This is a genomic window from Chitinophagaceae bacterium C216, assembly GCA_028485475.2.
Classification (GTDB): Bacteria; Bacteroidota; Bacteroidia; order Chitinophagales; family Chitinophagaceae; genus Niabella; species Niabella composti.
On the sequence record CP144143.1, the window covers coordinates 1,705,489 to 1,731,728 of the forward strand.

Annotated in this window: 21 protein-coding genes, 1 tRNA gene and 1 CRISPR repeat array; of the genes, 8 read left to right on the top strand and 14 right to left on the bottom strand. The window is 38.9% G+C overall.

The features are described from left to right. Positions 1-51 precede the first annotated feature (51 nt). A complete protein-coding gene (locus PIECOFPK_RS07125) occupies positions 52-693 on the bottom strand; it encodes an NUDIX hydrolase (RefSeq protein ID WP_409965453.1) in 642 nt (213 codons plus the stop codon). Positions 694-835: 142 nt separating this feature from the next. On the opposite strand from PIECOFPK_RS07125, the gene pyrE reads away from it, so the two are divergent. After that, positions 836-1,468 carry an orotate phosphoribosyltransferase gene (pyrE, locus tag PIECOFPK_RS07130; RefSeq protein WP_330974378.1) on the top strand — a complete coding sequence of 211 codons (633 nt, stop codon included), beginning with the start codon at positions 836-838 and terminating at the stop codon, positions 1,466-1,468. Between the two features lie 800 nt (positions 1,469-2,268). Here the strand turns inward: pyrE and PIECOFPK_RS07135 are convergent. Both PIECOFPK_RS07135 and PIECOFPK_RS07140 read right to left on the bottom strand, forming a co-directional pair. Further along, entirely contained in the window at positions 2,269-3,420 is a 1,152-nt protein-coding gene (locus tag PIECOFPK_RS07135) for a hypothetical protein (protein ID WP_409965454.1), read from the bottom strand. Continuing rightward, positions 3,407-3,985, bottom strand: coding sequence for an RNA polymerase sigma factor (locus PIECOFPK_RS07140; protein ID WP_409965455.1), 579 nt, complete (start codon positions 3,983-3,985; stop codon positions 3,407-3,409). The genes PIECOFPK_RS07135 and PIECOFPK_RS07140 overlap by 14 nt, the downstream gene beginning before the upstream one ends. Before the next feature lie 341 nt (positions 3,986-4,326). On the opposite strand from PIECOFPK_RS07140, the gene PIECOFPK_RS07145 reads away from it, so the two are divergent. Together PIECOFPK_RS07145 and PIECOFPK_RS07150 are read left to right on the top strand one after the other, a co-directional pair. Then, positions 4,327-5,064, top strand: coding sequence for a porin family protein (locus tag PIECOFPK_RS07145; protein WP_409965456.1), 738 nt, complete (start codon positions 4,327-4,329; stop codon positions 5,062-5,064). Between the two features lie 81 nt (positions 5,065-5,145). Continuing rightward, the gene (locus PIECOFPK_RS07150) at positions 5,146-5,547 is read left to right on the top strand and encodes a hypothetical protein (RefSeq protein ID WP_330974373.1); all 402 of its coding nucleotides are present in this window, start codon (positions 5,146-5,148) and stop codon (positions 5,545-5,547) included. Positions 5,548-5,563: 16 nt separating this feature from the next. Here PIECOFPK_RS07150 and PIECOFPK_RS07155 read toward each other — a convergent pair whose 3' ends face one another. Both PIECOFPK_RS07155 and rocD read right to left on the bottom strand, forming a co-directional pair. Further along, positions 5,564-6,175 carry a VIT1/CCC1 transporter family protein gene (locus tag PIECOFPK_RS07155; RefSeq protein ID WP_330974372.1) on the bottom strand — a complete coding sequence of 204 codons (612 nt, stop codon included), beginning with the start codon at positions 6,173-6,175 and terminating at the stop codon, positions 5,564-5,566. Continuing rightward, a complete protein-coding gene (rocD, locus tag PIECOFPK_RS07160; RefSeq protein ID WP_330974371.1) occupies positions 6,168-7,406 on the bottom strand; it encodes an ornithine--oxo-acid transaminase in 1,239 nt (412 codons plus the stop codon). The genes PIECOFPK_RS07155 and rocD overlap by 8 nt, the downstream gene beginning before the upstream one ends. A 274-nt stretch (positions 7,407-7,680) precedes the next feature. Here rocD and PIECOFPK_RS07165 point away from each other — a divergent pair, with 274 nt between their 5' ends. Further along, entirely contained in the window at positions 7,681-8,934 is a 1,254-nt protein-coding gene (locus PIECOFPK_RS07165) for a replication-associated recombination protein A (RefSeq protein ID WP_330974370.1), read from the top strand. Between the two features lie 116 nt (positions 8,935-9,050). Here the strand turns inward: PIECOFPK_RS07165 and PIECOFPK_RS07170 are convergent. Beyond that, positions 9,051-9,122, bottom strand: a tRNA-Glu gene (locus PIECOFPK_RS07170). 185 nt (positions 9,123-9,307) lie between these two features. Between PIECOFPK_RS07170 and gap the strand changes: the two genes are divergently transcribed. The 4 genes from gap (at position 9,308) to PIECOFPK_RS07190 (ending at position 15,414) form a co-directional block, all read left to right on the top strand. Further along, positions 9,308-10,321, top strand: coding sequence for a type I glyceraldehyde-3-phosphate dehydrogenase (gap, locus tag PIECOFPK_RS07175; RefSeq protein WP_330974369.1), 1,014 nt, complete (start codon positions 9,308-9,310; stop codon positions 10,319-10,321). Between the two features lie 199 nt (positions 10,322-10,520). Then, entirely contained in the window at positions 10,521-11,720 is a 1,200-nt protein-coding gene (locus PIECOFPK_RS07180) for a phosphoglycerate kinase (protein ID WP_330974368.1), read from the top strand. Between the two features lie 452 nt (positions 11,721-12,172). Next, positions 12,173-13,927 (top strand): sulfatase, encoded by a 1,755-nt coding sequence (locus PIECOFPK_RS07185; protein ID WP_409965457.1) that lies wholly within the window; start codon positions 12,173-12,175, stop codon positions 13,925-13,927. A gap of 62 nt (positions 13,928-13,989) precedes the next feature. Continuing rightward, positions 13,990-15,414 carry a sulfatase gene (locus PIECOFPK_RS07190; protein WP_409965458.1) on the top strand — a complete coding sequence of 475 codons (1,425 nt, stop codon included), beginning with the start codon at positions 13,990-13,992 and terminating at the stop codon, positions 15,412-15,414. Between the two features lie 258 nt (positions 15,415-15,672). Further along, positions 15,673-18,066: a CRISPR direct-repeat array (repeat unit 30 nt; unit sequence ATTTCAATTCTACAATAGTGCGATTAAAGC). Between the two features lie 205 nt (positions 18,067-18,271). Here the strand turns inward: PIECOFPK_RS07190 and cas2 are convergent. From cas2 to PIECOFPK_RS07230, 8 genes are read right to left on the bottom strand one after another with little or no spacing between them, the layout of a single operon-like run. Continuing rightward, positions 18,272-18,535 carry a CRISPR-associated endonuclease Cas2 gene (gene cas2 / locus PIECOFPK_RS07195; RefSeq protein ID WP_330974365.1) on the bottom strand — a complete coding sequence of 88 codons (264 nt, stop codon included), beginning with the start codon at positions 18,533-18,535 and terminating at the stop codon, positions 18,272-18,274. Between the two features lie 41 nt (positions 18,536-18,576). Next, positions 18,577-19,581: a type I-B CRISPR-associated endonuclease Cas1b gene (gene cas1b, locus PIECOFPK_RS07200; protein ID WP_409965459.1), complete on the bottom strand. Its 1,005-nt coding sequence runs from the start codon at positions 19,579-19,581 to the stop codon at positions 18,577-18,579. A gap of 23 nt (positions 19,582-19,604) precedes the next feature. Next, on the bottom strand, positions 19,605-19,919 hold the full coding sequence (locus PIECOFPK_RS07205) for a hypothetical protein (protein ID WP_409965460.1): 315 nt from the start codon (positions 19,917-19,919) through the stop codon (positions 19,605-19,607). A 3-nt stretch (positions 19,920-19,922) separates the two neighbouring features. Then, positions 19,923-20,450 carry a CRISPR-associated protein Cas4 gene (cas4, locus tag PIECOFPK_RS07210; RefSeq protein ID WP_409965461.1) on the bottom strand — a complete coding sequence of 176 codons (528 nt, stop codon included), beginning with the start codon at positions 20,448-20,450 and terminating at the stop codon, positions 19,923-19,925. A gap of 5 nt (positions 20,451-20,455) precedes the next feature. Next, positions 20,456-22,765, bottom strand: a complete 2,310-nt coding sequence (cas3, locus tag PIECOFPK_RS07215; protein WP_409965462.1) for a CRISPR-associated helicase Cas3' — start codon at positions 22,763-22,765, stop codon at positions 20,456-20,458. Beyond that, positions 22,765-23,523 (bottom strand): CRISPR-associated protein Cas5, encoded by a 759-nt coding sequence (gene cas5 / locus PIECOFPK_RS07220; RefSeq protein WP_409965463.1) that lies wholly within the window; start codon positions 23,521-23,523, stop codon positions 22,765-22,767. Before cas5 ends, cas3 begins: the two co-directional genes overlap by 1 nt. Positions 23,524-23,526: 3 nt before the next feature. Next, a complete protein-coding gene (cas7i, locus tag PIECOFPK_RS07225) occupies positions 23,527-24,474 on the bottom strand; it encodes a type I-B CRISPR-associated protein Cas7/Cst2/DevR (RefSeq protein ID WP_409965464.1) in 948 nt (315 codons plus the stop codon). A gap of 29 nt (positions 24,475-24,503) precedes the next feature. Beyond that, the gene (locus PIECOFPK_RS07230; protein WP_409965465.1) at positions 24,504-26,159 is read right to left on the bottom strand and encodes a hypothetical protein; all 1,656 of its coding nucleotides are present in this window, start codon (positions 26,157-26,159) and stop codon (positions 24,504-24,506) included. Positions 26,160-26,240 lie beyond the last annotated feature (81 nt).

The following is a 26,240-nucleotide window of genomic DNA, read 5'->3' on the forward strand; positions in this document are numbered from 1 at the left end:
TTACTTTGGTATTATCAAAGTACTAAAACTTTCTTTTGAACAGGCTTTGATTTAAGGCTGGGAGGTATGATTCTCAATATATCCCTGTATTACATTTCTTATGGAGGGATAAGCTTTGGCAATATAAGCTTCCAGCTTTTCCGAAGCTACCCATTCAATCTGTTCAATGTCTTCTTCGGTCTGGGGAATTAGTTGGGAATCGGCGGGGGTGGACATCAGGTACCAGTGCGATTCCTTCAGAATATGATGGGTTCCTTGTTCATAAGTATGATAGGTAATAGTGAGCGGCTTAATAATCTCGAGCGCTTGTATGCCGGTTTCTTCCTGCACCTCCCTAATGGCACAGGCTTCTAATGTTTCGCCTTCATCAATATGACCTTTGGGTAAATCCCAGAAGCCGCGGCGGAAAATCATCAAAATCTCTTTCCGATCGTTAAGCACCAGGCCTCCCGCGGCCACATGCTTTTCAAATTTTTTAAAGAACGCTTTTTTTAGCGCTTCCAAGTCGGGATGCAAAAAAATACCGCAGTGGATTTCAGGAAGGGCTATTTCCCGGAGCATGGCTTTGATACTATGTGTACCTAGTTCATCTATGAATATGGTATCGGGCCGATGATGCAGTTGCTCCAGTTTGGAATCAAGCCGATCGCAGAGGTAAACGGGTTTATTATGGATATAAATAATAATATACATGGTTGATCTGCTTTAGAAATGGATAAATGGGTAAGATGCACCCGATGATGGTTTTACGCGGATAAGATACATGAGATTTGGAAATCTTCGTGCATTTCGTGGCTTTATTTCTATTTTCGCAGCTTAAAAGTAAATACAAGCCATGAATGATGCAAAAGTAGTTGCAGAAAAATTACTGGAGGCGAATGCGGTGAGGCTGAGCCCCGAAAATCCATTTACTTGGGCCAGCGGCTGGAAGAGCCCCATTTATTGTGATAATCGCAGTGTATTGTCTTATCCTTATATCCGCGATTTTGTAAAAAGCGAGCTGTGTAATGTATTGTTTGAGCAGTTTGGAGAAGCGGAGGCCTTAGCCGGGGTGGCTACGGCCGGAATCGCATGGGGAGCTATGGCTGCCGATCAAATTAAGTTGCCTTTTTTATACGTAAGACCTAAACCCAAAGATCATGGCTTAGGTAATCAAATTGAGGGTAGATACGAACCCGGACAAAAAGTGGTGGTGGTGGAAGACTTGGTGAGTACCGGTAAGAGTAGCCTCCAGGCTGTAGATGCCCTTGTTGCTGCCGGACTGGAAATTGTGGGCATGGTATCTATTTTTACCTATGATTTTACAGTAGCGAAGGAGGCTTTTGAAGCTAGAAATATTAGATACCAGGCTTTGACGAGCTATCCGGTACTATTGGAGCTGGCGCTGGAAAGAGGTATTATTAAACCCGAACAATCTGAATTACTCTTAAAATGGAGAGAGGATCCTGCCAATTGGACAGGCATTTAAAAGAAGGGGAGGGGAGTAGTCTCGATATGAATTAAGGCTAAATCTCATTTCACACACAACGTCGTAAGCATTCTTAAAGGATGTTTACGACGTTTTTTTATTGCCCGAAGAGAGCAGGAGATGGGTGAGGAATATGTTAAGGTAATTTTCGTAACTTATAATGGAAATTTTTTTAATGCATGAAGGGTGGTCACCATCTGGTTATAGTGAGAATGTTTACTTTGCTATAATTTTTATCTAAAATATTTAGTATTAGGAGTTAATACTGTAAGAATTTAGGATGCTAATTTATTTAGTTTTATTTTATGTATTTAATTTAATGATTTATAATTGTTTAATGGTGTTTAACTAATTTGTAAATTAATGTTGTATTATTTGCCAGAAAGAATTATTTGGGTGAATTTTGATATTTTGTAGAATACTTAAAATATACTTATTAAGTAGCTGATTATTATGTAATTATATTTAGTTATATAAACTATTGCTTTTTATATAGATTACATTATTTATTATGACTATTTTTCTTAGTGGTCTAAGCAAATTTTGGTATACTATATACACTGTTTTTGCAATTAGCGAGTGTCAAAAATTTTTCAAAATACCGGCTATCTACAATTAAAGTTAAGGTAATTTCTGAAGATAATAAAATTTCGTATAAGGATGGTTTCATATTTTGAGGAAGCATTTTTCTCGCAGGATCGCATACTACTCCACAAGCCATTAGACTACAAATAAAAAAGCTCCCAAACAGGATGGGAGCTTACTATGTCAAAATGACGTGATTTTATGGATAGAAAAATTTAGTTTACATAAATGCGTACCACGGCATTTTTATCGATTGTTGAGTTTTTCCATTTGTGTTTTTTAATTTGCTCGATAACTTTTCGAGCTTGAATTGCATCCGGGCTCTCTACGATTTCAAAATCTACCGGGTCGCCATTATCGTCTACCCTAAACCGTATTTGAATGGTTTTGGTAGTGGTTCTCGTAGAATCGATATGAAGAGTATTGCCCAGCTCTTGATAAAAATGAGCCCAACCTTCTTCTGGGTACACCAGTTCTTTTGATTTTAATTCTCTTGTGGATTTGAATTTTCGGAAATCTCCTATTGTTCCTATTTTCGGGTCTTGGGACGGCACTACCACCACTACCGGTTCTGATGATGAGACCCTCTCTTTGCTTTTTACCGGGGCCATAAGTTGATTTTGAACTGTAGTGGGAATTTGGGAGGAGATGGCGGCTGTCGACTCCTGCAGGGACATAGCGATAATAATACTACTGTCTACATTGCGGCTGGAAAAAAGCTGAGCTTCCTGCTGTAAGTGTAAGGAAGCGACCGGGCTAGTCATGGATTCCGATAGTTCGATAGGCACTTGCGGAGCGGATGTGGCGGTTTTGCCAGAATGCGCTGGTGATTTCGTTTCGGATGTATAGATGCTAGCAATCCTTCTTTTCTGCTCTTGATTATCTATTTTCTCTATTGTCTTTTTTTCCTTTGGAGGATGGGGGTTTTTGGTGTCTACTACATCTTTCTGTACAGATTTCGGTGTTGTAGGTGTGGGCTCGTGGGTTGTTGATAAAGCCGGTAGGTCTGCCAATGGAGTGGATTCCGATGACACATCTTGAGTTTGCCACCAAATACCGATACCTATTACCCCCAAAATACAGGCAGCTGCAGCCCCACGCCACCATTTTGAAGCATTTTTTTGCAATGGAACTACCAGGTGATGGCCGGTAGAGGCACCTGTAATCTCCGCCTTTATTTGATTGAAATGGAGTCGGCTCAGTTCCCAGTCTGCCTTACTGAAGCCATCAATAGCATCGGCAAGTAAAGGGTCTTTCAATGCCGCTTTTTCCAGGTCGTGCATTTCCTGAGCGCTCATATCCCCTTTTAGATATCGCTGTATTTCTTCCGGTCCGTAAAAAGTATATGTACGATTATTTTCCTGCATTTTTTTCCATACAGATTTTAAGATTACGCCTTCCATTCTGGATCAAACTCCGCACTTTATTCCAATCCATTCCCGTAGCTTCCGCGATTTCGTTATAGCATTTGTTATCGTAATAAAACAGCTTGATGCTGTTTTTCTGGTCTGTGGGTAGTTTTTCAATGCATTTTTCCAGCCTTTTGAAGGCTGCCTCTTTTTCAATCACGCTATCCAGATGCGAAAAATCCTCCGATTGCATAGGGTGCTGTTCCAGATTTATGGTAATATGCTTTCTAGCGCTACGTAATTGCATCAGGCAATAATTCTTGGTAAGAGTATATACCCAGCTTCTGAATTGCCGAATTTCGTGTCGGGGGACTTTATTCAACAACTCCTGATAAATATGCATTACAGCATCTCTAGCGTCCTCCGCATTTTCCAGATATTTCAAGCATACCCCATAGAGCATCTCACTATATCGTAGATACAGTTCGCTCAAATAATGCTGATTGCCGGTTTGGGTGAACTCCTTCAGGAGCGTTTCATCATCGGCCTGCCGTAAAGCTGTTATATGTATTACCTGTGACAAATACCGAAAGATATTTTATTAGGTAGTCCGCTACAGTACTACTATCATCGCTCTTGTGTCACTCACTTCACTTGTAGTGCATACCTGACCTTTATAAATATGATGCAAAATCCTCGCCGATTACATAATTCTTAGCTGTGTAAGAAATTTCATCCCTAATCCTCTTCAGGAGTGTCTCCCATGAGGCGGAATAGGGACAGTGTAAAGAAATTTTGTTAAAATATTTTAATTGTAAAAAATTGATTATCAGTTTTTAATAATTAAAAGTTAACATATACCCCTAGCGTAACCCTATTTTGGCATAGTATTTAACACTAATAGGGCGAAACAAAATTCATTGTATGAAAATTTTAAAGAAAACAACAGCTATGAAAAACAAATTTATTATTGGTGCATTAGCGTTATTGTTAGGAGCTGGTGCTGTTCAAGCTCAGGATTTTGCAAGACCGAAATTTGGAATTAAGGCCGGATGGAATAATTCCAACATTACTAACGGCCGTGAGGGAAATCTGGATGATAGTAAAAGACTTAATAGTTTTAATGTCGGTGTGGTGGGCGTTATTCCATTGGGATCCACATTTGAAATCAGAACCGGTTTGGATCTGCAGTCAAAAGGTACCGAATCTTCAACTTCGTTGGTAGATGGCGTAAAGAGTACCTATAAAGTAAATCCGCTTTATCTGGAGTTGCCTGTAAACTTTGCTGTGATGCTGCCTTTTAATGAAAAGGTAAAAGCTTATATTGGAGCAGGTCCTTACGCAGCTTTGGGAATTGCCGGTAAACTGAAGACCACTATTAAAACCGACGGAACCACTACTACTTCCTCAGAAAGTATTAAATGGGGTAATGACAATCCGTTAGATGGTGATGACAGAAACGGTACTGTAGGTTCCGGTCAGTTTAAGAGATTTGACTTTGGTGCCAACATTATCGGCGGTGTAGATTTCGGCCGTTTTGGTGTACATGCTCAGTATGGAATTGGTTTGACCAATACCGCTCCTGGTGGAAGCAACGAAAATAATGCGAATAAAAATAACCAACATCGCGTATTAGGCGTGAGTGGTGTGTTCTATTTCTAAGCACTAATAATAAATAATGTAATAAGGCGCTCTCTAAAGAGCGCTTTTTTTATTGTGTGGAACAACGTTATTTTGCAGGCTATGAGTCGGTCGCAAATCATTACAGTTTTAGCTATTGTGGTAGTAATAGTGGCTTGTTTCATTCCTTGGATGCGGGTGGAGGAGCCGACCCTACTTACCATTACCGGAGTGGATACTGAGGGTACCCGTTACGGTAAGCCCGCTTATGGGCATTTTATATGGTCGGTATTGGTATTGCTTTGTACTTTTATTCCCAAAATTTGGGCAAAGCGTATCAATCTTTTATTTGCGGCTTGTAACCTAGCTTGGGCAATAAGAAATTTTGCCATTATTCCGTCCTGTGATGGAGGCATTTGTCCTATAAAGCTTACTGGCTTATACCTTATTTTGGGTGCTTCAGTAGTAATCATGATTACAGCCTTTTTTCCTAAAGAACCTCCGATGAAGCCCCTTACTCATTAAAATTTCAGCTAGATATTTATATAAAAAATCCTCCGGCGTAATAAGCTCCTACTGCTGCGGCTATACCCGATAATGCGATCAGTAGCATACCGGTTAGCGGATTCTTGTTGGAATATTTGTATTTCGTGTAACCCAAAAATCCTAATACTAGGAGGGGGAGCAATAATGCCTTGTAGTCGGGCATCTGCATGAAATAATTATTGAGTAAAATAAATAAGCTGCCGGTGATGAACCCCAAGAGCATGGATGAAGCATAACCTTGGGGGGTAAGGCTGCTGGTAACATTATCCTCATGTTGCCAAGATAATTCCCAATTTTTCTTTTCTTCTATGGTATCGGCTATCATGGCGTCTTTCAGTCGGTCGTCAATATCCAGTGCCTTATATATTTTTAAGGTTTTGCTTTCTGTATCGCTGGCATCCAGTTCTTCTTTTCGGGTATAGTAGGCCCCGCCGTACAAAAGTGCGGCGATAAATACGATGGCTATTGTTGTATATAAATATAGGTGTTGCAGGTGGGTGCCCTGCGCCTGCATAAAGCAAAAGATGGCCAATATGACGATAATCCCTTCTATCGCACCCACTATAAATACGGGTATGCGATTATGGAGTGGTTTATGGTTACTCAATTTCCTTTAATGTTTTTTGAATGATAAAAATACATTCTTTTATCTCTTCGCTGGTAATACAGAGCGGTGGGGCTAATCTTATCTTATTACCATGAGTGGGTTTGGCCAATAAGCCATTTTCTTTTAAAGCCATGCAAAGATTCCAAGCAGTATCATCCTCTATGCCACTATTGATTTCGATAGCATTTAGTAAACCTTTGCCGCGCACTTCTTTTAATAGTGCAGAAGGTGTTTTACGCAACTCCTCCCTAAAATAGGCCCCCAGCATTTCGGCATTCTCTGCCATGTTTTCTTCTTGTAGTACTTTTAAAGCCGCGATGGCTGTTACTGCGGCTAGAGGGTTTCCTCCATAAGTCGATCCATGTTCGCCGGGCTTGATTGTCAGCATGATTGCATCATTGGCCAGCACCGCGCTAATGGGCATGGTACCACCACTCAGTGCTTTACCAAGAATTAAAATATCGGGTTTTACGGCTTCGTGGTCACAGGCCAGCATTTTTCCGGTTCTGCAAAGTCCCGTCTGAATTTCGTCGGCAATAAACAGTACCCCGTGTTTTTCACAAAGCTTCTTGCAGGAGTGCAGATAGCCTTCGTCGGGTACAATCACACCGGCTTCTCCTTGAATAGGCTCAACCAGAAACCCTACAATGTTTTCTTCGGTTTCCAATACTTTTTGCAAGGACTCCACATCGTTATAGGGAATATTAATAAAGCCTGGTGTATAAGGCCCGAAGTTCTTTCGAGAAGAAATATCAGAGCTAAATGATACCACAGTAGTAGTACGACCATGAAAATTGTCATTACATACTACAATCTTTGCCGCATTTTTTCCGATGCCTTTTACTTCGTATGCCCATTTCCGGCAAAGTTTGATAGCGGTTTCTACTGCTTCTACCCCGGTATTCATGGGCAGTACTTTATCATAGCCCATTAGTTGGGTGATATATTCTTCAAATAGTCCTAATTTATCATTGTAGAATGCTCTGCTGGTAAGGGTAAGCTGTTGGGCTTGTTCCGTAAAAGCTGCTATGATTGCCGGATGACAATGTCCCTGATTTACGGCAGAATAGCCACTTAAGAAATCAAAATATCTTTTGCCCTCAACATCCCATACATGTACGCCCTGTCCTTTACTTAATACTACCGGCAGGGGATGATAGTTATGGGCTCCATATTGTGCTTCTAATTGAATGAAATAATCGGTTGTTGCAATAGGTGTAATGGCTGACATAAGAGTATCTTTTTTTAGATGAAAGACAGATTACAAATGAAAACATGAAGTAAAAACTACCCGACAGGGTGGAGACCCGTCAGTGATTCAGCCAATCCAAATTCTGCTTTAAAAAAGATAATATGTTTTCAGGAGTGTTGATAGTATTTGTTTTCTACAAAGAAACAACAATTATCGCAAATGGTTAGTTCGAATTTGATTCGGGGGGAGTTGAAAATATGAAGGTTGTTTATTCAAAATCATCTATCAGAGAAATCTGACCTAAATTCGCAGTATGACACCATTAGCAGAAAGGATGAGACCTCGCACATTAGATGAGGTAGTAGGACAGCAGCACTTGATAGGCCCCGGTAGCATTTTGCGGAACGCAGTGGAGAACAAAACGTTGGGCTCAGTGATTTTTTGGGGGCCTCCCGGTACCGGTAAAACTACACTGGCCAATATCATTGCTAATGAATTGTCGTTTGCGTTTTTCTCGCTCAGTGCCGTAAATGCGGGTGTTAAGGATGTACGTGAGGTGATTGAAAGAGCGCGGCAGGAAAACAACAGTATTTTATTTATCGACGAGATTCATCGGTTTAATAAAAGCCAACAAGATGCTTTGTTACACGCCGTCGAGAAAGGCATTATTACACTGATGGGTGCTACTACCGAAAATCCATCATTTGAAGTAAACAGCGCCTTGTTGAGCCGTTGTCAGGTATATATTTTGCAGGCTCTTTCCGAAAAAGATTTGGTAAGCTTATTAGAGCGTGCTATTCGTGAGGATATTGTGCTTAAAGAAAAAAATATTGAATTGAAAGAAACGCAGGCGCTCATTAATATTAGTGGGGGCGACGCGCGCAAATTGTTGAACTTGCTAGAGCTGGTATGTAATACCGTAAAGGATAATGTGATTATTACCGATAAGCTGGTAATGGAAGTAGCGCAGAAAAAAATTGCTTTGTACGATAAGAGTGGAGAGCAGCACTACGATATTATTTCTGCATTTATAAAATCCATACGTGGGAGCGATCCCAATGGCGCCGTATACTGGTTGGCACGAATGATAGAAGGAGGGGAGGACGTAAAATTTATTGCAAGGCGCCTTGTAATCTTAGCGAGTGAAGATATCGGCAATGCGAATCCTAATGCTTTGCTATTGGCTAATGCTACCTTTGATGCAGTAAACAAAATAGGCTTTCCGGAGGCGCGCATTATTTTATCGCAGTGTGCAGTATACCTCGCCTCTTCACCTAAGAGTAATGCTTCTTATATGGCCATCAACAATGCGGTGGCCGCCGTGCAGCGTTTTGGCGATTTGCCGGTTCCTTTGCACTTACGGAATGCGCCCACACAACTGATGAAGCGCATGGATTATGGCAAGGGATATAAATATGCGCACGATTATGAAAATAATTTTAGTGAGCAGGAGTATTTGCCCGAAAAACTTTCTGGAACTAAATTTTACGACCCTGGTAATAATGCTCGCGAAAACGAATTACGTAATTATTTAAAGAAATTGTGGAAGGATAAGTACGGTTACTAATTATAATTACGTGTATAAATATATATATGTAGTTGCTAAGTTTTATATTGAAAATTTTCGGTATACGAAAAAGAAAAAGACCAGAGTGTTCAATTTGCTGAAACTCTGGTCTTTCGTACCGCGTACGGGAATCGAACCCGTGATTCATCCGTGAAAGGGATGCGTCTTAACCCCTTGACCAACGCGGCTTGTTGTTTTTGGGAGTGCAAAAATAGGGGGAGGATTTTTATTCGCCAAAAACTTTCTGAAAAATCTTGAAAAAAAATTTAGACAATCGAAAAATAAAAAATGTGATTGATACACATTTTACTTGAAAATTACTAATTTCACGCCTCCAAAAAAAGTACTTATTAAATTAAACTTCTAAAAAATCATGAGCACAGTAAAAGTAGCCATTAACGGTTTTGGTAGAATTGGTCGTCTGGCTTTTCGTCAAATCTATAATCGCGAAGGCATTGAGGTTGTAGCGATCAATGATTTGACCAGCCCCAAAGTTCTAGCACATCTTTTAAAATATGATTCTGCGCAAGGCGGATTTAAACAGGATGTAAAAAGCACTGATAACTCCATTATAGTTGATGGGCGCGAAGTAAAGATATATGCTCAAAAAGATCCTGCTCAAATTCCTTGGAAAGACCACGATGTAGATGTGGTATTGGAATGTACCGGATTCTTTACTGATAAAACAAAAGCTGAAGCGCACATCGCTGCCGGAGCTAAAAAAGTTGTAATTTCTGCTCCTGCTACAGGTGATCTGAAAACCATTGTATTCAATGTTAACCACGATATATTAGATGGTAGCGAAACGATCATTAGCTGCGCATCTTGTACCACCAACTGTTTAGCTCCAATGGCTAAAGTTTTGGATGATACTTTCGGTATTGAGTTGGGTATCATGACTACTATTCATGCTTACACTAACGACCAAAATACATTGGATGCACCTCACGCTAAAGGTGATCTGCGCCGCGCACGTGCAGCAGCAGCTAACATCGTTCCTAACAGTACCGGTGCTGCAAAAGCTATCGGATTGGTGTTACCTAAACTGAAAGGCAAACTGGATGGTAGCGCTCAACGCGTTCCTACTATCACCGGTTCTATCACCGAGCTGAACGTAATTCTGAGCAAACCTGCTACAGAACAGGAAATCAACGCTGCCATGAAAGCAGCTGCTAACGAAAGCTTCGGCTACAACGAAGATGAAATTGTAAGCAGCGACGTAATCGGAACTACTTACGGTTCTCTGTTCGATGCAACTTTAACTAAAGTAATGCACGTAGGCGACAAGCATATCGCTCGTACAGTTTCATGGTACGATAATGAAATGAGCTATGTTTCTCAGCTGGTGCGTACTTTAGAGTACTTCGCTAAGTTGATTAAAAAATAATCAGAAATAAAAAGGGCGAAACACCACCGTTTCGCCTTTTGTTTTTGCGCATTCGCGATTGGATGTAATGTCAGTAAAGAGGAACGGTACATTTCTCTCAAGTTGGATTTTTTTCAAATGAGGAGCTAAGTATCGGGGCATTCGTATTCCCTCTTTTCTGATGTTTTAGTATTTCACACTTAACTAAATTCTTATTTACATGTCAAAATTTAGCGATTATAACTTTAAAGGTCAGAAGGCATTGATTCGGGTAGACTTTAACGTACCACTGAACGAGCAACTGGAAATTACTTCCGATGCGCGTATGAAAGCGGCGGTTCCTACCATTAAAAAGATTCTGGCCGATGGAGGTAAGGTGATATTGATGTCGCACCTGGGGCGCCCGAAAAATGGTCCTGAAGATAAATTCTCTTTGAGACATTTGGTAAATCACTTGAGCCATCTGCTGGGTGGTGTTACGGTGCATTTCGCAAACGATTGCATCGGCGAGCAGGCTTATCAGTTGGCAGATGCGTTGAAAGAAGGCGAAGTGCTGCTGCTGGAAAACCTGCGTTTCTATAAGGAAGAAGAAAAAGGCGACGAGGCTTTTGCAGAAAAGCTCAGCAAGCTGGGCGATGTATATATTAATGATGCGTTCGGTACTGCGCACCGTGCACATGCCTCTACTGCGATTATTGCTAAGTTCTTCCCTGCCGACAAAAAAATGTTTGGTCTGCTGATGGAAGCTGAGGTAAGCAGCGCTCAAAAAGTATTAAACGAAGCACAAAAGCCGTTTACCGCTATTTTGGGCGGAGCCAAAATCTCCGATAAAATTCTGATTATCGAGAACCTTATGGAAAAGGCTACCGACATCATTATCGGCGGTGGTATGGCTTATACTTTCTTCAAAGCCTTAGGCGGTAACATTGGTGCTTCACTTTGTGAAGAAGACAGACTGGAAACCGCAAAAGAAATTTTGGAAAAAGCTAAAGCCAAGAATGTAAATATTCATCTTCCTGTAGACAGTATTATTGCAGATAAGTTTGCTGCCGACGCTCAAACTGCCGAAGCTGCTAGCGATAATATACCTGAAGGTTGGATGGGGCTGGATATTGCCGAAAAGGCCAGAGCGCAGTTTGCGGACGTAATCAAAAACGCCAAAACTATCTTGTGGAATGGCCCAATGGGTGTTTTTGAAATGGAAAAATTCCAGGCCGGTACGAAAACCATAGCAGAAGCTGTTGCCGCCGCTACTCAAAACGGAGCCTTCTCTCTCGTAGGTGGAGGGGATAGTGTAGCTGCTGTAAATAAATTCGGTTATGCTGATAAAGTAAGCTATGTGTCTACCGGTGGTGGTGCTATGCTGGAGTTCTTTGAAGGAAAGGAGCTGCCCGGTATTGCTGCCATCAACAAAGGTTAAGCATATCCATCTTTTTATAATAAAAAGTGCGGGGCCCAAGGTTCCGCATTTTTATTAATGTGTGAAAGTTAAAAAAATCTTAATGCTCTGTGTGCTGTACAACCTTTGGGGTAAATATGAGTCAATAAAATATCAAGCATTCATTAGCAGTTAGTTGGATTACCCCGCAATCATATGCGGGGTACTTTTTTGCTAGAAATCGTCAATATTATTATTCCTAGCTACATTTTTGATATAGGATCTTTGCCTTGTTATTTATATTGCTCTCCCGCATTATTGTTTGCTTGTCCTGATTTTAATCATTGCTTGAGATGCTTCTTAAAAAATACAAAACAATGAAAGGTTTTGCCATTAAGTTAGATTTAATAAAAATTAGTAAAGCGGCAGTCATCGTGTCGACTTGCTTATGTTTATGTACACAGCTATGGGCTCAAAGGCGACCTAATATTGTCATGTTTGTTGCAGATGACCTCAATCAAGAGGACTTGGGATGTTATGGGAACAAAGATGTAAGAACCCCCAATATTAATAAGCTGGCCGCAGAAGGCTTACGGTTTACCAAGGCTTATGCAGCTTCATCCATGTGCACCCCGTCACGCAGTGTAATGTATACTGGCTTATATCCCTTTCGCAATGGAGTACAAATGAACCATTTTGCCGTGCGAGCAGGTATGCGTAGTTTGCCCCACTACCTGAAAGAATTGGGGTACAGGGTGGTAATCGCCGGAAAAACTCATGTGGGACCGCAAGAGTGTTTTCCATTTGAAGAGATAGGGAAGGAGTTTGGAAAATATGAGCCTATCGAAAACCGAACAGACCGAAAGAAGGAAACCGTAAAATTTATCGAAGAACATTTCAGAACACAGTCTGATCAGCCTCTTTGTCTCATTGTTGCGCCCTGGGTGCCCCATGTACCGTGGTTCCCTAATAAAGATTTTGATCCACAGAAGTTCCAATTGCCCGACTATCTGGCCGATACCAAAGAAACCCGTCAGGCTTTGGCCGCCTATTATCAGAGTATAGGAGAGGCCGATAAGATGATGGGAGAGGTAATGCAGGCTGTAGATAAGGCAGGTAAAAAAGAGAATACGGTAATGATTTTTACTTCCGATCAGGGGGTGCAGTTCCCGGGAGCAAAGTGGACCGTTTATGATCGCGGTTTAAGAGTTCCCTTTATTGTTCGTTGGCCCGGAAAAATAAAAGCCGGTAGTACTTCCGATGCGTTGATTTCGCTGGTGGACATCACACCTACTTTCATTGATTTAGCGGGAGGGAAGGAACAGCCGTATCTGGATGGTAAGTCTTTTAAAGATGTAATGTTAGGGCAAAGACAAAAGCATCATGATTTCGTGTTTGGCGAAACGTCGGTAGAGCCTCATTATTGGTATAATTATACTCCGGCACGTACCGTTATCACGGCCGACGGATGGCATTATATCAGAAATTATCATCCGGGTGTAAGATTTATCACACATATTGATAAGGTAGAACGCAATGAGTTTTATTTTGATTCCTGGGTGGAGAAGGCTAAGAGTGATACCAAAACCAAATTCTTGGTCGACCGTTACAGCTATCGCCCACCAGAAGAGTTGTATGATTTGAATACCGATCCTTCCGAATTTAAAAATCTGGCCGATGTGCCTGCATATCAACAAAAGCTACATGCGATGCAGACTCTGCTTAAAAAAGAGTTGGATCGTCAAGGTGAAACCGAAGCCATGATTCTGGAGGGCTTCCTGCCGAAGTTCTTCGACCAAAGCTACACCATTGCACAAAACAAAAGCGCCGCAAATCTTTCTTTTAATAAAAAGTTTTGGAATCCCGAGGTGCTGTACATTACTGCTTATCTGGAAGGTGTAGACAAAGGAGGGGTGGTATGCGAGTACTTTAACAACTTTAGATTGTATGCGTATCAAGGCAAGATAGGAATGATAACTGCCGACGGAGAGGAAAAGGAAACTTCGGTACTGCCTACGAATAAAGGGCATCTATTGGTGCGTTTAGCTGCTACTGGTGATCTGGAAATATTGTTCAATCAGCAACCAGTGCTCACGGGCCGATTGAATAAGGATTACACGAAGATTAAAAACGGATATGTATCCTGTGGCATGATACAAGGAAAGGCTTTTTCAGGAAAGTTGCAGCCTTATGAAGGGCGCATTAGCGATTTGCGTTTTACAATGAATGAACTTTCCAGAGAACCGTAATACTAATCATTTGCTTTCAATTTGCAAGATAAATTTTTGAATATAGATTTAAAAACATTGCTATGTTTCATATAAAAATTGCTTCCCGTCTATTGCTTGCTGCCATACTGCTGACCATGCACGCTTTTGCCGGGCCAGGTCCATCTAAGGCGAATCCCAACAAACGCCCCAATATTGTTATCATTATGGCCGACGATTTGGATTCGCGACAGCTGAGTTGTTATGGTGGTACCAATCTCAAGACAACTAATATCGACAGATTGGCCGCTCAGGGCATGAAGTTTAACTCCATCATCGCCTCGGAGGCAATGTGTATACCCATTCGCGCGTCATTGTTTACGGGGCTGTATCCTGCTCGCCATGGAGCCTATCAGAATCACAAACAGGTGCACAACCATCTGAAGAGTGTGGTGCATTATCTGCGCGATAATGGATACAGAGTAGGACTTACCGGAAAAAATCACATGACCAAGCCCGTATCGGTTTTCCCGTTTGATATCATACCGGGTTTCGAGCCCAATTGTGTTTCCCCAACGGATGAGTATTTTTTGGACAGCATCAGAGCTTATATTCAAAAGCCTGAGCCTTACTGTCTTTTTGTAATGAGTATTAACCCTCATGCGCCGTGGACAGTGGGTGATCCGTCGGAATTCGATCCTGCTAAATTGAAACTGCCCAAACACTGGGTAGATACGGAGCTAACGCGAAAGCATTTTACCAAGTATTTAGCAGAAGTAAGGCAACTAGATAACCAGGTAGGTGATGTGGTGAATCTGGTAAAGGAAACCGGGGGAGAAGACAACACTATCATAATTTTCTTAGGTGAGCAAGGCGCCCAATTTCCCGGAGCTAAGTGGAACTTGTATGACGAAGGACAAAAAAGTTCCATGATTGTAAAATGGCCGGGTGTGATAAAACCGGGATCGGAGAGCCATGCTATTGTGCAATATGAAGATATTACGCCTACGCTGATTGATATTGTAGGAGGCAAGCCCGTAAAGGGTTTGGACGGATTGAGTTTTAAGGACGTACTCTTAGGTAAAAAAGCGGATCATCGCGATGTAGCTTTTGGCATTCATAATAATATCCCTGAAGGGCCGGCTTATCCCATTCGCAGCATTCGCGATCATCAGTATAAACTTATATTGAACCTGACGCCTGATTCCACTTATCATATTAAATACATGATGAACACTGAGCGTAAGGACTTGGCATGGACTACTTGGGTAGCGAAGGCTGAAACCGACGGATATGCAAAACGATTGGTAAAGCGGATTAGCAATCGTCCGGCTGTAGAATTGTATGATGTGGTAAATGATCCTTATGAAATTGAGAACCTAGCCGATAAGCCGCAATACCAGCCGCTCATTAAAAAATATGAAGCACGCTTAAGAAAGTGGATGCAAGAGCAAGGCGATAAGGGGGTAGACATGGACAAACCTTTCCCACGCAATAATCAAAACGCCAATAAGAAGAAAAAGCAATAAGCTAACTCATAAGTAAAGCGCTCCGGTGATTAGGCCGGAGCGTTTTTTATTGATGCGTGATCTTGTGGTTAATAAAGTAGGAGTAGCATTAAAAAGAATACTGCTTTCAGTTCTACAGCAGTGCGATTAAAGCTTTCTAAAAAATAAAAGCCTAAACAACATTAACACCGGGACATTAACCCGGGCCGTTGCTTAGGCAATACAAATATACAAATATTATATATAAAAAACACCCCCTCCCCAAAAACACAATCGTAGATTTCAATTCTAGAATAGTGCGATTAAAGCCAGAAGATAAAGGAATTACACAACAGCAAATAGCTTAATTTCAATTCTACAATAGTGCGATTAAAGCTATTATGGAAAACAAATTAGCTATTATCTTGCTGGATTTCAATTCTACAATAGTGCGATTAAAGCCGGAGACGCCAGGCTAAACCGCCCTGAGTATATTACATTTCAATTCTACAATAGTGCGATTAAAGCAACCACCCGTGGTGAAGGTAGTTTATGCGATTACATATTTCAATTCTACAATAGTGCGATTAAAGCGCTGAACGCCTGGACAGAAGTGGCTCCTAAATATCAGATTTCAATTCTACAATAGTGCGATTAAAGCTTAGGCGAACGAGCATACGCAATCATACCCGGTACATTTCAATTCTACAATAGTGCGATTAAAGCCGGTAGGGCTAATCCCGTGCAGCTCTAGATTAGCCGATTTCAATTCTACAATAGTGCGATTAAAGCACATTAAGCGTATGGAAGCAGAGACAAATAATATATTTCAATTCTACAATAGTGCGATTAAAGCCTTTTCAGCCGCTACCTTGTCTGCTTTCTCTTCTTATTTCAATTCTACAATAGTGCGATTAAAGCTTACGTAATTTTCGCCTATTCCTTTGCTCATTAGCATTTCAATTCTACAATAGTGCGATTAAAGCTTTCTATTTCCGAAAACTATTAATAAAATAATAAAATTTCAATTCTACAATAGTGCGATTAAAGCCACATTAGGGTATCGTCCCTTTCAACCTTCTAAATTATTTCAATTCTACAATAGTGCGATTAAAGCCAAAGGAATTTCGTAAAACACACTGCAACAAAATTCTATTTCAATTCTACAATAGTGCGATTAAAGCGAAGTAAAAGTACGCACTACTAATAGCGAGTGCTTATTTCAATTCTACAATAGTGCGATTAAAGCTGGCACTAAGGAGAAACCCAATACACTACCTTCTAATTTCAATTCTACAATAGTGCGATTAAAGCTTAAATACACAAGACATTTCAATAGACAAAGGTTTATTTCAATTCTACAATAGTGCGATTAAAGCTAAAGAGCTCCCGAAATGGGCTATTTCAATGCTCTAATTTCAATTCTACAATAGTGCGATTAAAGCTGTTGCGGGTTGTCCTAATTGTGTTTGCGGAAGTGCATTTCAATTCTACAATAGTGCGATTAAAGCGTGTTGAAATAGCCCATTACTGCATCTCCTATGCCATTTCAATTCTACAATAGTGCGATTAAAGCATACAAAACACAAAAATCCCACAAACTCGGTTGAAAATTTCAATTCTACAATAGTGCGATTAAAGCGAAATGTGGGTGTCCACACTCAGAAGAAGATTATTAATTTCAATTCTACAATAGTGCGATTAAAGCCCTAAACGTTTGCGGTACGTACAAACTGCATTATTATTTCAATTCTACAATAGTGCGATTAAAGCCTATTAGCGGCACCGGACTTGTTAATGTCGGCTTGATTTCAATTCTACAATAGTGCGATTAAAGCCCCTTCTCGGCGGCTACTTTGTCTGCTTTTTCCTCTTATTTCAATTCTACAATAGTGCGATTAAAGCACATACTGCGGATAAGTACCATCAATTTCAGTCTGCATTTCAATTCTACAATAGTGCGATTAAAGCCTATCGAACTGCGAATGGTCTACTTCAATAAACTGCATTTCAATTCTACAATAGTGCGATTAAAGCAAAATATATTGAAAACACCCATAAACTGGTAACAATATTTCAATTCTACAATAGTGCGATTAAAGCCAAATGGAGCGATAAGAAAGCCGGCATACCTATAGAATTTCAATTCTACAATAGTGCGATTAAAGCAATTCTGGTCTCTGTAATATTCATTATATATCTTTATTTCAATTCTACAATAGTGCGATTAAAGCTGAGCTGTGGACGGACAATAAGTATTGCCGTTGGGATTTCAATTCTACAATAGTGCGATTAAAGCGATAATTTCATCTTTGAAAAGCGCACCTTGTACGTAGATTTCAATTCTACAATAGTGCGATTAAAGCTTACCCATAGCAGTTGTAAAAAAAATAAGAAACAAATTTCAATTCTACAATAGTGCGATTAAAGCCGGGTTTAACCCCTTTCATGGTGCATTATCTTTTTATATTTCAATTCTACAATAGTGCGATTAAAGCATTCAGGGTCTGCATTAAATAATATAATGTGATAGATTTCAATTCTACAATAGTGCGATTAAAGCGACACAAAAACGTCCAGCCGTAGTACGATTAAAGTATTTCAATTCTACAATAGTGCGATTAAAGCGGATTGATTACTGCCATTCGTCAATAACTCATCTTCATTTCAATTCTACAATAGTGCGATTAAAGCTCGTTATATTTATAAGACAAAATTATTAATTTATAGCCGGTTATGTGAATAAAAATGTAAATTTTTTATTTAAAGAATCGTCTATCTAAAATTGTCAGATTTTGATGGGCGATCGACGATTGCGAAAATTGTTGATTATCAGGGGTAGGGAATGTGTATGATAAGTTTAATCTCTTCGTTTTGTCATTTTAGATCCAATCGACGACTAAAGAAAGGTGTCCAGCTTATTTTTTTCCTGCCCAATAATATCTTTTTCCAACCATTTTTGTTCCCGACTTTTGAATACAATGATACTATCTTCTTGGCGATCCATAATTTTTTTAGCCTTGTGTAGCAATTCTTTAAGTTTACTATCGGTAATCTCACCTTCAAAAACGCTGTTCTGGATCCAATTTAAGTATTGTCTACAGAGTCTTAGCATTTTGGCTACTCTTTTTTCGCCAACATCATATACAAGTATTATGTACATTGTTTTGGTTTTATTATTTTGAGATAGATACTTAATGCTTTTTACCACCAAGCTTTGAATGGCTTGTACTCCTCCATGCCCAAGATATGTTTTGTTAATTTGTAGCATTCTAGCTTTATCAGATGCTTATAGCTTACGTTCCTTTTCAAGGAACGGTGTTTTATGGTTTCGGATAACTTTTCTTCAAAAACTTTTACAAAGGTCTTTTTCCCAGATTCCTTGAGTAAGACCCCATTGAGATGGACATCAAAATCTGTATGTTGAATCTCTTTTTTATTTACAACCTTGAAGATGGTGCGGTCTACTAAAATGGGCTTGAAAATTTCGGACAAATCTAGGGCTAGCGAATACCTTCGGTAGCCGGGCTCGTGTAAAAAACTGATGGTAGGGTTTAGTTGAGTATGATATATTTGACTCAAACAGAGGGTGTAACACATCATATTACCAAAAGATATAAGAGCATTGACTTCGTTATGGGGCGGTTGTTTGCTTCGACCTCCCATTTCAAAGTCATTGAGAATAATATCAAATGCATTATAATACACCTGTCGGATATTACCTTCAAGTCCCATAAGAGTTTCTATATCTTTTTGTTCATTTATTTGTTTATAGTAGTTTTCTATTTTTTCTATATGAAACATTAAATCTTTTCCTCGAGTGTTATAATATCTTAGATTTTTAAGAATATTGAATGCAGCACCTTCCACAAATTTTTTGGCTAATACCAATCTTTTACTAGCAGAAATATAATGTTTGGTTTGCTCAATTTGCATTTTACCAGCTAGCAGATAATCTTTGGGCATAAAACTACCCGTATAATGTTCGTAATAATCAAAAAAGTGAACGGCTATTTGATTTTTCCCTAAGAAATTATACAGGGCGGAATTAGCATCCAGTGCTCCAAAACAATACAAATCAGAAACGCCTTCAACCGGAATATATTTGGAAGGCCCTTCTGCTCCATTTTCGTCCACCGGTGTAAATTTGAGGGTATTGTCTTTACGAGACATCCTTCCGGGATTAAAGAGATAGTAGGTCTTTTTCATGACTAATTCTTTCTACCACTTTGTCAATATTTTGTATAAACCTTGCAATGCAACGTCTCTACGGGTGATGGTTGGATAATAATTATCCCATGTATATGATTGGGCATGATCACAAATTGGTCTAACTGCACATTGGGGAAATGTTGGGGTATTTCCTGCCAAAACTGCCATGTTAGTGCTCCGATTTCGTTAAGGTATATGCATTTACGTACACAGGTACTGAAAAAATGTGCCCTTTCTTTGGTACAGATGGTTACAAAATATGTAGCGGCATTGGCATCATTCCAATTTCGCCATCGGGCCGACTCGATGCGGTATTTATTTTTATACAAAGCCATAAGCTATTCGTTCACATAACACAGTTCGTAGTATGAGCAGGATTTGCAGATTTTAGCATTTATCACAGTGGGACATTGGTCTGATTGTAGTAATTCATAAATTTCATTTACAAACCTTTTTAACGTTTTAATATCTGATTCAGACAAAAAAACTTCTTCTGTTTGTCTAAAAATTGGGTAATCTATAACACCTTTAGCTCCTTCTATCCCATTTAACTGCAATAACCACAAATAAAACTTTACTTGCCAGATATGGGCATCTTCTACTTTATCACTACGTTTGGTTTCGTGTATGATTTTTCGTTTTGCATCATAGAAATCAATTTTTCCATAAAGTGAATTGGACCCAAACGATGCTTCAATAGAAAGTTCTGAATATTTTTTGCTTCTGTCTGTATAACTCGTTTCATGCAGTAACTTACCATCAGCAACCACCTCACTGGTATGCTCCATACGTATCCCATTAGCATGAAGCCAACATTCGCGAGGGCACACTCTATATAGGTTTATAAGGGTGGCATTAATATTCATAGTCCTTAAATAAAATTCGATTTATCCAAATCCAGATGTAAGCCAAATATAGGATCATAGTCCAAGTTTAAAAGATAAATGAAAGTGTCATCAATCATTTTCTTAAACCCAAATTTCTTGACAAGGTATATTGGAACCTTAATGGTATACTCATTTAGGATATCGAATCGCTTATTCCTTATGATTTCATCGAAATCGACTTCCTGGAAATGTTTCATGGTTACTGCATCAACGGTAATGTAATCGGATTTTCGCGAAGTAACCTTATGCAATAATGCATCTTCTATGTCCAAAGTGTAAATCATTTTCAGTACATCTCTCCATAGAGTTTTCACCAATTGCTTTGCGTCATTAATTTCCTTAAAGTAATCTTCACCCAGTGCCTCTCTTGTATATATATTATTGACCAACTCTCTAAAATCTTTCTCCTTAAAATGCCCGTTGTTTTCGTTGGAGCGGATTAACAATTGGTGATATGTTTCAGTAACAATTCTATCCAAACTGTTATAAACGTATTTACGACTTATTTCCGATTCTCTGGTTATAACAACCTTCCCAAATTGTAAATCAGGATGCCTTGCATTAATGGTTCCCCTACGATTGACACGTCCAAGTCGTTGGATAATGGCATCGATAGGAGCATTCTCAGTAATTAGAACATCAAAATCGATATCCAGACTTACCTCCACAATCTGGGTACAAACAGCAACATAGGGTCCGGGAACTTTTTTTAGTTCTTCTAAGATCTGTTCCTTACCTCTTTTATCCGACAAGAGAAATTGCGAGTGGTAAAGTAATTTCTTATCATAAGGGATGCTAACTAATTTTTGAAATACTTCTCGAGCTTTCGCAATTGTATTGCAAACCACCAAGACTTTGTAACCCTTATCAAAAAAATCGAAAATTCTTTCAGTCGTTTCTTCAATTAAGCAATCTGACAACTCGAGAGTATGTCTTTGCAGATGATCATGTTCGGGTGCGTGGATTAATTTATAGTCCGGAAGAACCTTTTCTAACTCCGATTTGAGTACATTGGGAAGTGATGCACTCATTAATGCAAACCGAGCGTTATATGGTTTAATACATTCTATCGCTTGCAACAATAAGCCAAAGGTAAAAGCGTCATAAACATGAATTTCATCGATAATTATCTTGGCATTATAACTTGCAACGCCGGTCATTACCCAATGTCCCCAATTGAAAAAGCTATAAATCAATTGATCTATTGTTGCAACAGTGACTGGCTTAAAAAAAGTTCGATTATAAAGTGAATGCTTCCTTTTTTCATCGGTATCGAATTCTTCATCCCACAAGTAGTACTCTGCCGCACTATGAGAAAGCCCAACGATGTCCTCCTGCCCGAAAAATCCCAACATTCGCTTGTACATTTTGTTGGTTGTCACCATGGTGGGCAAAAGGAAAATGATCTTTTGCGAAAAGTTATTATTTATTGCCCAAAGGATAGCTGCTTCAGTCTTGCCTTGACCAGTAGCTATTTGAACAAAAATATTTTTATCAAATGATTTGGCACTTTCGATTTGAAAGTTAGTCCACTGATTAAAGTCGGGTTGACTGTTACGCAACTTTGATGTAATTATTGCTACATTCAAGTCATTCCCGTAATGGTAAGTACGATCTCCCGATGAGGCGATCCAATCGCAATAATGCAATATTGATTTAAATACCAGAAAAATATCTCGTGCTTTGGTAGATTTTTCATACCTAAACGAATCTCTGTCGAATTGGGAAATAAGCTCATATCTCAAGATGTGTCTTGGATCACTATTTAAGCATGATTCGTTATAGGTTATTTTGGTGCTGTAAGAAAGTTTTTGCTTATGTGCTTCTTCGTTTACAAACGAATAAAACTTCTCGAAAAAAGATTTAGGAGCGTATTCGTTTTTAAGCCTGATAGTATCAAACAACTTCTTATATAGTTTGCTGTGATGAGACGCAATGCTAATCAACTCGGGATAGTAAGGCACATTACCAAACTTTGTTACAGGATTATCCTTAATAATATCATAAAGGAACAATACAGATGTTAAGGCGTGAGATTCTTGCCCAATAAAACTCTCTCCTCTAACTTTTGCTTGAAATGCTTTGGTGGCTTTACCAATATCATGGAACGCGACTGTTAAATAGAGTCGCCATATCAAGAATTTCTTCTCTATCTCGTACTTTTCCGATAGTCTATCTAAAAGTATCTCATGCCACTTGATTACGTTTGAAAATACTCTTAAGCAGTCCTCTGTGTGCTGCAGAAGAGTAACTTCAGGGTTAGATTTGGCTAAGATTTTATCGTACGGAAACATCAGAAAATGAAAAAAAATTGATTATCAAAATCATCATAATAACAATCTTCTTCTAACGAGATTGGCAAGCTACTTATGAATGTAAATTTTTGATACTTAGTTGGGATTCTCGCTTCCGAATTCCTTTTCGTATCAAAGAAAGATGGTAAGTTAACAATTCTGGGTGCTTTCTGTAACAAATTCCCCTTTACTCCGTCTTCCAATACTGGTCTGTAGCCTAATTCATTGACGTCACCGGGTATAATGGTATCTTTAAATATGTATAAACCTTTTTCTTTTTTCTTAAGTTCAACTTCATTCATTGAGCTTATTCGTATCAATTCATCTTCTCGTCCCAATGACAATGCCCATTTGGGGTTAGACAGTGCAGATTTTATTGCGTCAAAATCCGCACTGTCAGAAAAAGTCAGGTACAAGGTAAGGTTGAGTCCGTATAATAGCTCTCTTACAATGACAGCCGTCTTATAGGGTCTCTTCTCTTCTCCTTTTTTGTATTTATTTAAGTGCTTGTTCTCATACTTTCTTATTTGCCATAAATCATTAGCTTGACCATAATGTTTGCCGACGACACCCATTTTAAAACGATCAGCTCTTAGCCATTGATCATTAACTTCAATTGGAGAGATTCCAAGTGCACTTCCAATCATCCCTGCTACCGTGGTTTTAGGCGGTAATGGCAAAGTTTTATGATATGTATGAAAATCAGGTTGTCTAAAGGAATTAAAAGCCCCATAACACTTTATCTTCAGGAATCTCATACGCTAAAACACTAAATTGTCTATATAATTCAGAATGGAATTAAAAGTATTTTGTACAGTATCAGGTTTGAATTCTTTGAGGTCTTCAGCTACATTATTTTTAAAAATCCCCGACTGTACTCCAATAAAATTATGTTGAACTATATTGGTATTTCCTTGCAAAACTTCCTTAATAGCAGTCGTATTCAGCTCTTCTTCTTCGGTTACTGTCAAGGTTTCTAAGAAAATTGGGCTCTTAGCTGTTTGAAGTGTCACTACTAGGAATTTGGGCGACATGTCCGTAAGTAAGCGAGACTGTTTTCCTCCACCCCAAATATTGGCAATCGCGTTTAATAGATATTTCAAGCGTTGTCTTCTTTCTTCTAAGCTTAAACTTTCCACTTTCCCTTTATGAGTCTTTGAGAGTTCATAATCTTGAAACACGCCTAATCGGTCGAGTTCAATTAGAAAATTCACCCTGAAATAGTTGTAGTAAATCTCCGTTTCGAAGATATTGCCGCCAGAACCCACGTCTCCACCTGTTTTTTCTTTCGATTTCGTCCCTAAATCCCTGTCATTTCTAAAAGGGAATATGCCAATAGCTGCCGAAGCTCTAACCGCAGCTGTTCTGCGACGATTCTCGCCAGATGATGCTATCATAAATCCAAGTAGATCATCGTCAATGTAATTATGTGGTTCACCTAGCGTGTTGTCTACCCCCGACTTCTTTTCGGCTTGTTTGACTTCCGAAAGCAAGTGTGATAATCCCATTTCCTGCCAAGCTTTTCGAATTTGATATTTTAAGCTTTGACCGGATACATAAGGAATTTGCTGACCGTTTGGCGTTGTGATTTTCTTTACTGTACTTACGTTTCCCTCTGTCCAACTTCCATTAATGCTACCAATAGAAGTCTTGAAGATGTATGCTATATTCAGACAGTTTGGATTGGGAGTTTGATTTACTGTTTCCATTAGTTACTAATTTTATAAGTTGATAAACATTAATTCGCCGATTGGTTAATTGATGACTCTTTTTGTTTTTCGTATAAATAACTGTTCATTGCGAAAATACTGACCATTGATTTCATTTCTTCCCAATCTCTACCTTCTGGTAAATTGTTAAAGAATTCCATGTAATTTTTTGTCTTGTACTGGTCAGGCATTTTAACACTCTCCATTATTCTGAATTGTATTAATTCTAAAGCTTTCAGAAACTCAACGCGACTTTTTGAATTTCGAAGTGAGTATAGACTACTTCTATCTTTTTCAGTATAGGCATAAATTCCTATATTGATGCCTATGTTATGACATAATTTTACAATTTCTGTATTCATATTGTTATGAAGTTTTGAATTATAAATGAGTAGAATTTTATCTAAAAAAGGGATGCTACCTTTTTCTTCCTTTATTTTAACCTCTCCGAGGAATGACTCAACAATTTGGGTAATCGAATTAAAGTTTAGAATTTTATGGCAAAGCGTATCTCTCCACGTAGAATTGTATTTTCCACCATCCAATTTCTGAGTAAATTGAGTTACAAACCATTTAAAGGGGACGAAATAATCATGCTCCGAATCACTATTAGCTAAAGAGTCAAATAGATTGAATAAGGCGCTGATAGATGTATACTCTCTCACATCTCTAAATATGTTGCCATCATTCGAAAGAGTAAATACGGATTTAGAATACAGTAATTCTTCTTTATACTTGTCGAGCTCAAAATTCAATTTTAGCTGACTATAAATTGACAATAGAAAATTAAAAAGGGCTTCCGATTCATATACAGTTCCTACAAGTTCCGTTTTGAAGTTGCAGTAATTGGAATTATCGATTTGCTCCGGTGATGGCTCTATAGCATTTAAGAATTCAGATAAAGATGCCAAGTTGCTTTCATTCAACACGAAATAATGCTTCATATCGCCTTGCATTAAATACTTGATGTTGCTAAATGCAAACAATGCAATAAACGAGTATAAAGACGATAAGAGGGGCTTTTCTTCTAAATAAGAAGCGAAATTCAATTCGCCACTTTTACTGGTCAAAAACGGATAATCCATACCGGTAACTACTTCGGCTTTCCTATAATATTTTCCGCTAAATGTGCAAAATTTCTTGCCCGGTTGCAACAAAGAACCATCAAAAGTGAGCCCAAGATCGTATTGAGGAGCCGAGTTTAAATACCCCTTGTCTTCTATCTTGATTCTCTTACTATCAATTAGCTTCTCAGAAGTTTCCTCTTTAAATTTCTTGAAAAGTTGTAGCTCTCTTTCGGTCATTATTCGTCCTTTTTTTACGGCATCACCATCCTTTGCGCCAGGCGCAACTAAAGCGCCCTCCGTTTTGGGCGTTTTTCCCGTAAAAAAAGACTTTAAATACATCTTAAAATCAGTTCTTTCGTATAATTCAAATCCCGTCTCCTCTTTAAATATCCAGCCGTAATTACCAGTCTTGTGCAAATACTTTGCAACGACTTTGCTTTTAGCTTCATTTAATGCGCCTATTAAGCTGCTATCACTCTCATATTCAATTAAAAGACCGTCTTTCTCGATATGATATGATATGTTGGGAACTTCTATTTCGAATAAAATCCTATAAAGGCCTATAATTCCGTTATCGACCCAAAAATTACCGGTTTTTTCAATTTTAAGTAATTTCATTCCTTAGATATATTTATTACCGATACATACAATATTGTATATATTGTCAAAATAGGTTATAATTCAGATTTTTTTTCAAAC

Coding starts and splice junctions, on each gene's coding strand:
- PIECOFPK_RS07125 (WP_409965453.1), bottom strand. CDS start 693: ATGTATATTATTATTTATATCCATAATAAACCCGTTTACCTCTGCGAT.
- pyrE (WP_330974378.1), top strand. CDS start 836: ATGAATGATGCAAAAGTAGTTGCAGAAAAATTACTGGAGGCGAATGCG.
- PIECOFPK_RS07135 (WP_409965454.1), bottom strand. CDS start 3,420: ATGCAGGAAAATAATCGTACATATACTTTTTACGGACCGGAAGAAATA.
- PIECOFPK_RS07145 (WP_409965456.1), top strand. CDS start 4,327: ATGAAAATTTTAAAGAAAACAACAGCTATGAAAAACAAATTTATTATT.
- PIECOFPK_RS07150 (WP_330974373.1), top strand. CDS start 5,146: ATGAGTCGGTCGCAAATCATTACAGTTTTAGCTATTGTGGTAGTAATA.
- rocD (WP_330974371.1), bottom strand. CDS start 7,406: ATGTCAGCCATTACACCTATTGCAACAACCGATTATTTCATTCAATTA.
- PIECOFPK_RS07165 (WP_330974370.1), top strand. CDS start 7,681: ATGACACCATTAGCAGAAAGGATGAGACCTCGCACATTAGATGAGGTA.
- gap (WP_330974369.1), top strand. CDS start 9,308: ATGAGCACAGTAAAAGTAGCCATTAACGGTTTTGGTAGAATTGGTCGT.
- PIECOFPK_RS07180 (WP_330974368.1), top strand. CDS start 10,521: ATGTCAAAATTTAGCGATTATAACTTTAAAGGTCAGAAGGCATTGATT.
- PIECOFPK_RS07185 (WP_409965457.1), top strand. CDS start 12,173: ATGTTTGTTGCAGATGACCTCAATCAAGAGGACTTGGGATGTTATGGG.
- PIECOFPK_RS07190 (WP_409965458.1), top strand. CDS start 13,990: ATGTTTCATATAAAAATTGCTTCCCGTCTATTGCTTGCTGCCATACTG.
- cas2 (WP_330974365.1), bottom strand. CDS start 18,535: ATGTACATAATACTTGTATATGATGTTGGCGAAAAAAGAGTAGCCAAA.
- cas1b (WP_409965459.1), bottom strand. CDS start 19,581: ATGAAAAAGACCTACTATCTCTTTAATCCCGGAAGGATGTCTCGTAAA.
- PIECOFPK_RS07205 (WP_409965460.1), bottom strand. CDS start 19,919: ATGGCTTTGTATAAAAATAAATACCGCATCGAGTCGGCCCGATGGCGA.
- cas4 (WP_409965461.1), bottom strand. CDS start 20,450: ATGAATATTAATGCCACCCTTATAAACCTATATAGAGTGTGCCCTCGC.
- cas3 (WP_409965462.1), bottom strand. CDS start 22,765: ATGTTTCCGTACGATAAAATCTTAGCCAAATCTAACCCTGAAGTTACT.
- cas5 (WP_409965463.1), bottom strand. CDS start 23,523: ATGAGATTCCTGAAGATAAAGTGTTATGGGGCTTTTAATTCCTTTAGA.
- cas7i (WP_409965464.1), bottom strand. CDS start 24,474: ATGGAAACAGTAAATCAAACTCCCAATCCAAACTGTCTGAATATAGCA.
- PIECOFPK_RS07230 (WP_409965465.1), bottom strand. CDS start 26,159: ATGAAATTACTTAAAATTGAAAAAACCGGTAATTTTTGGGTCGATAAC.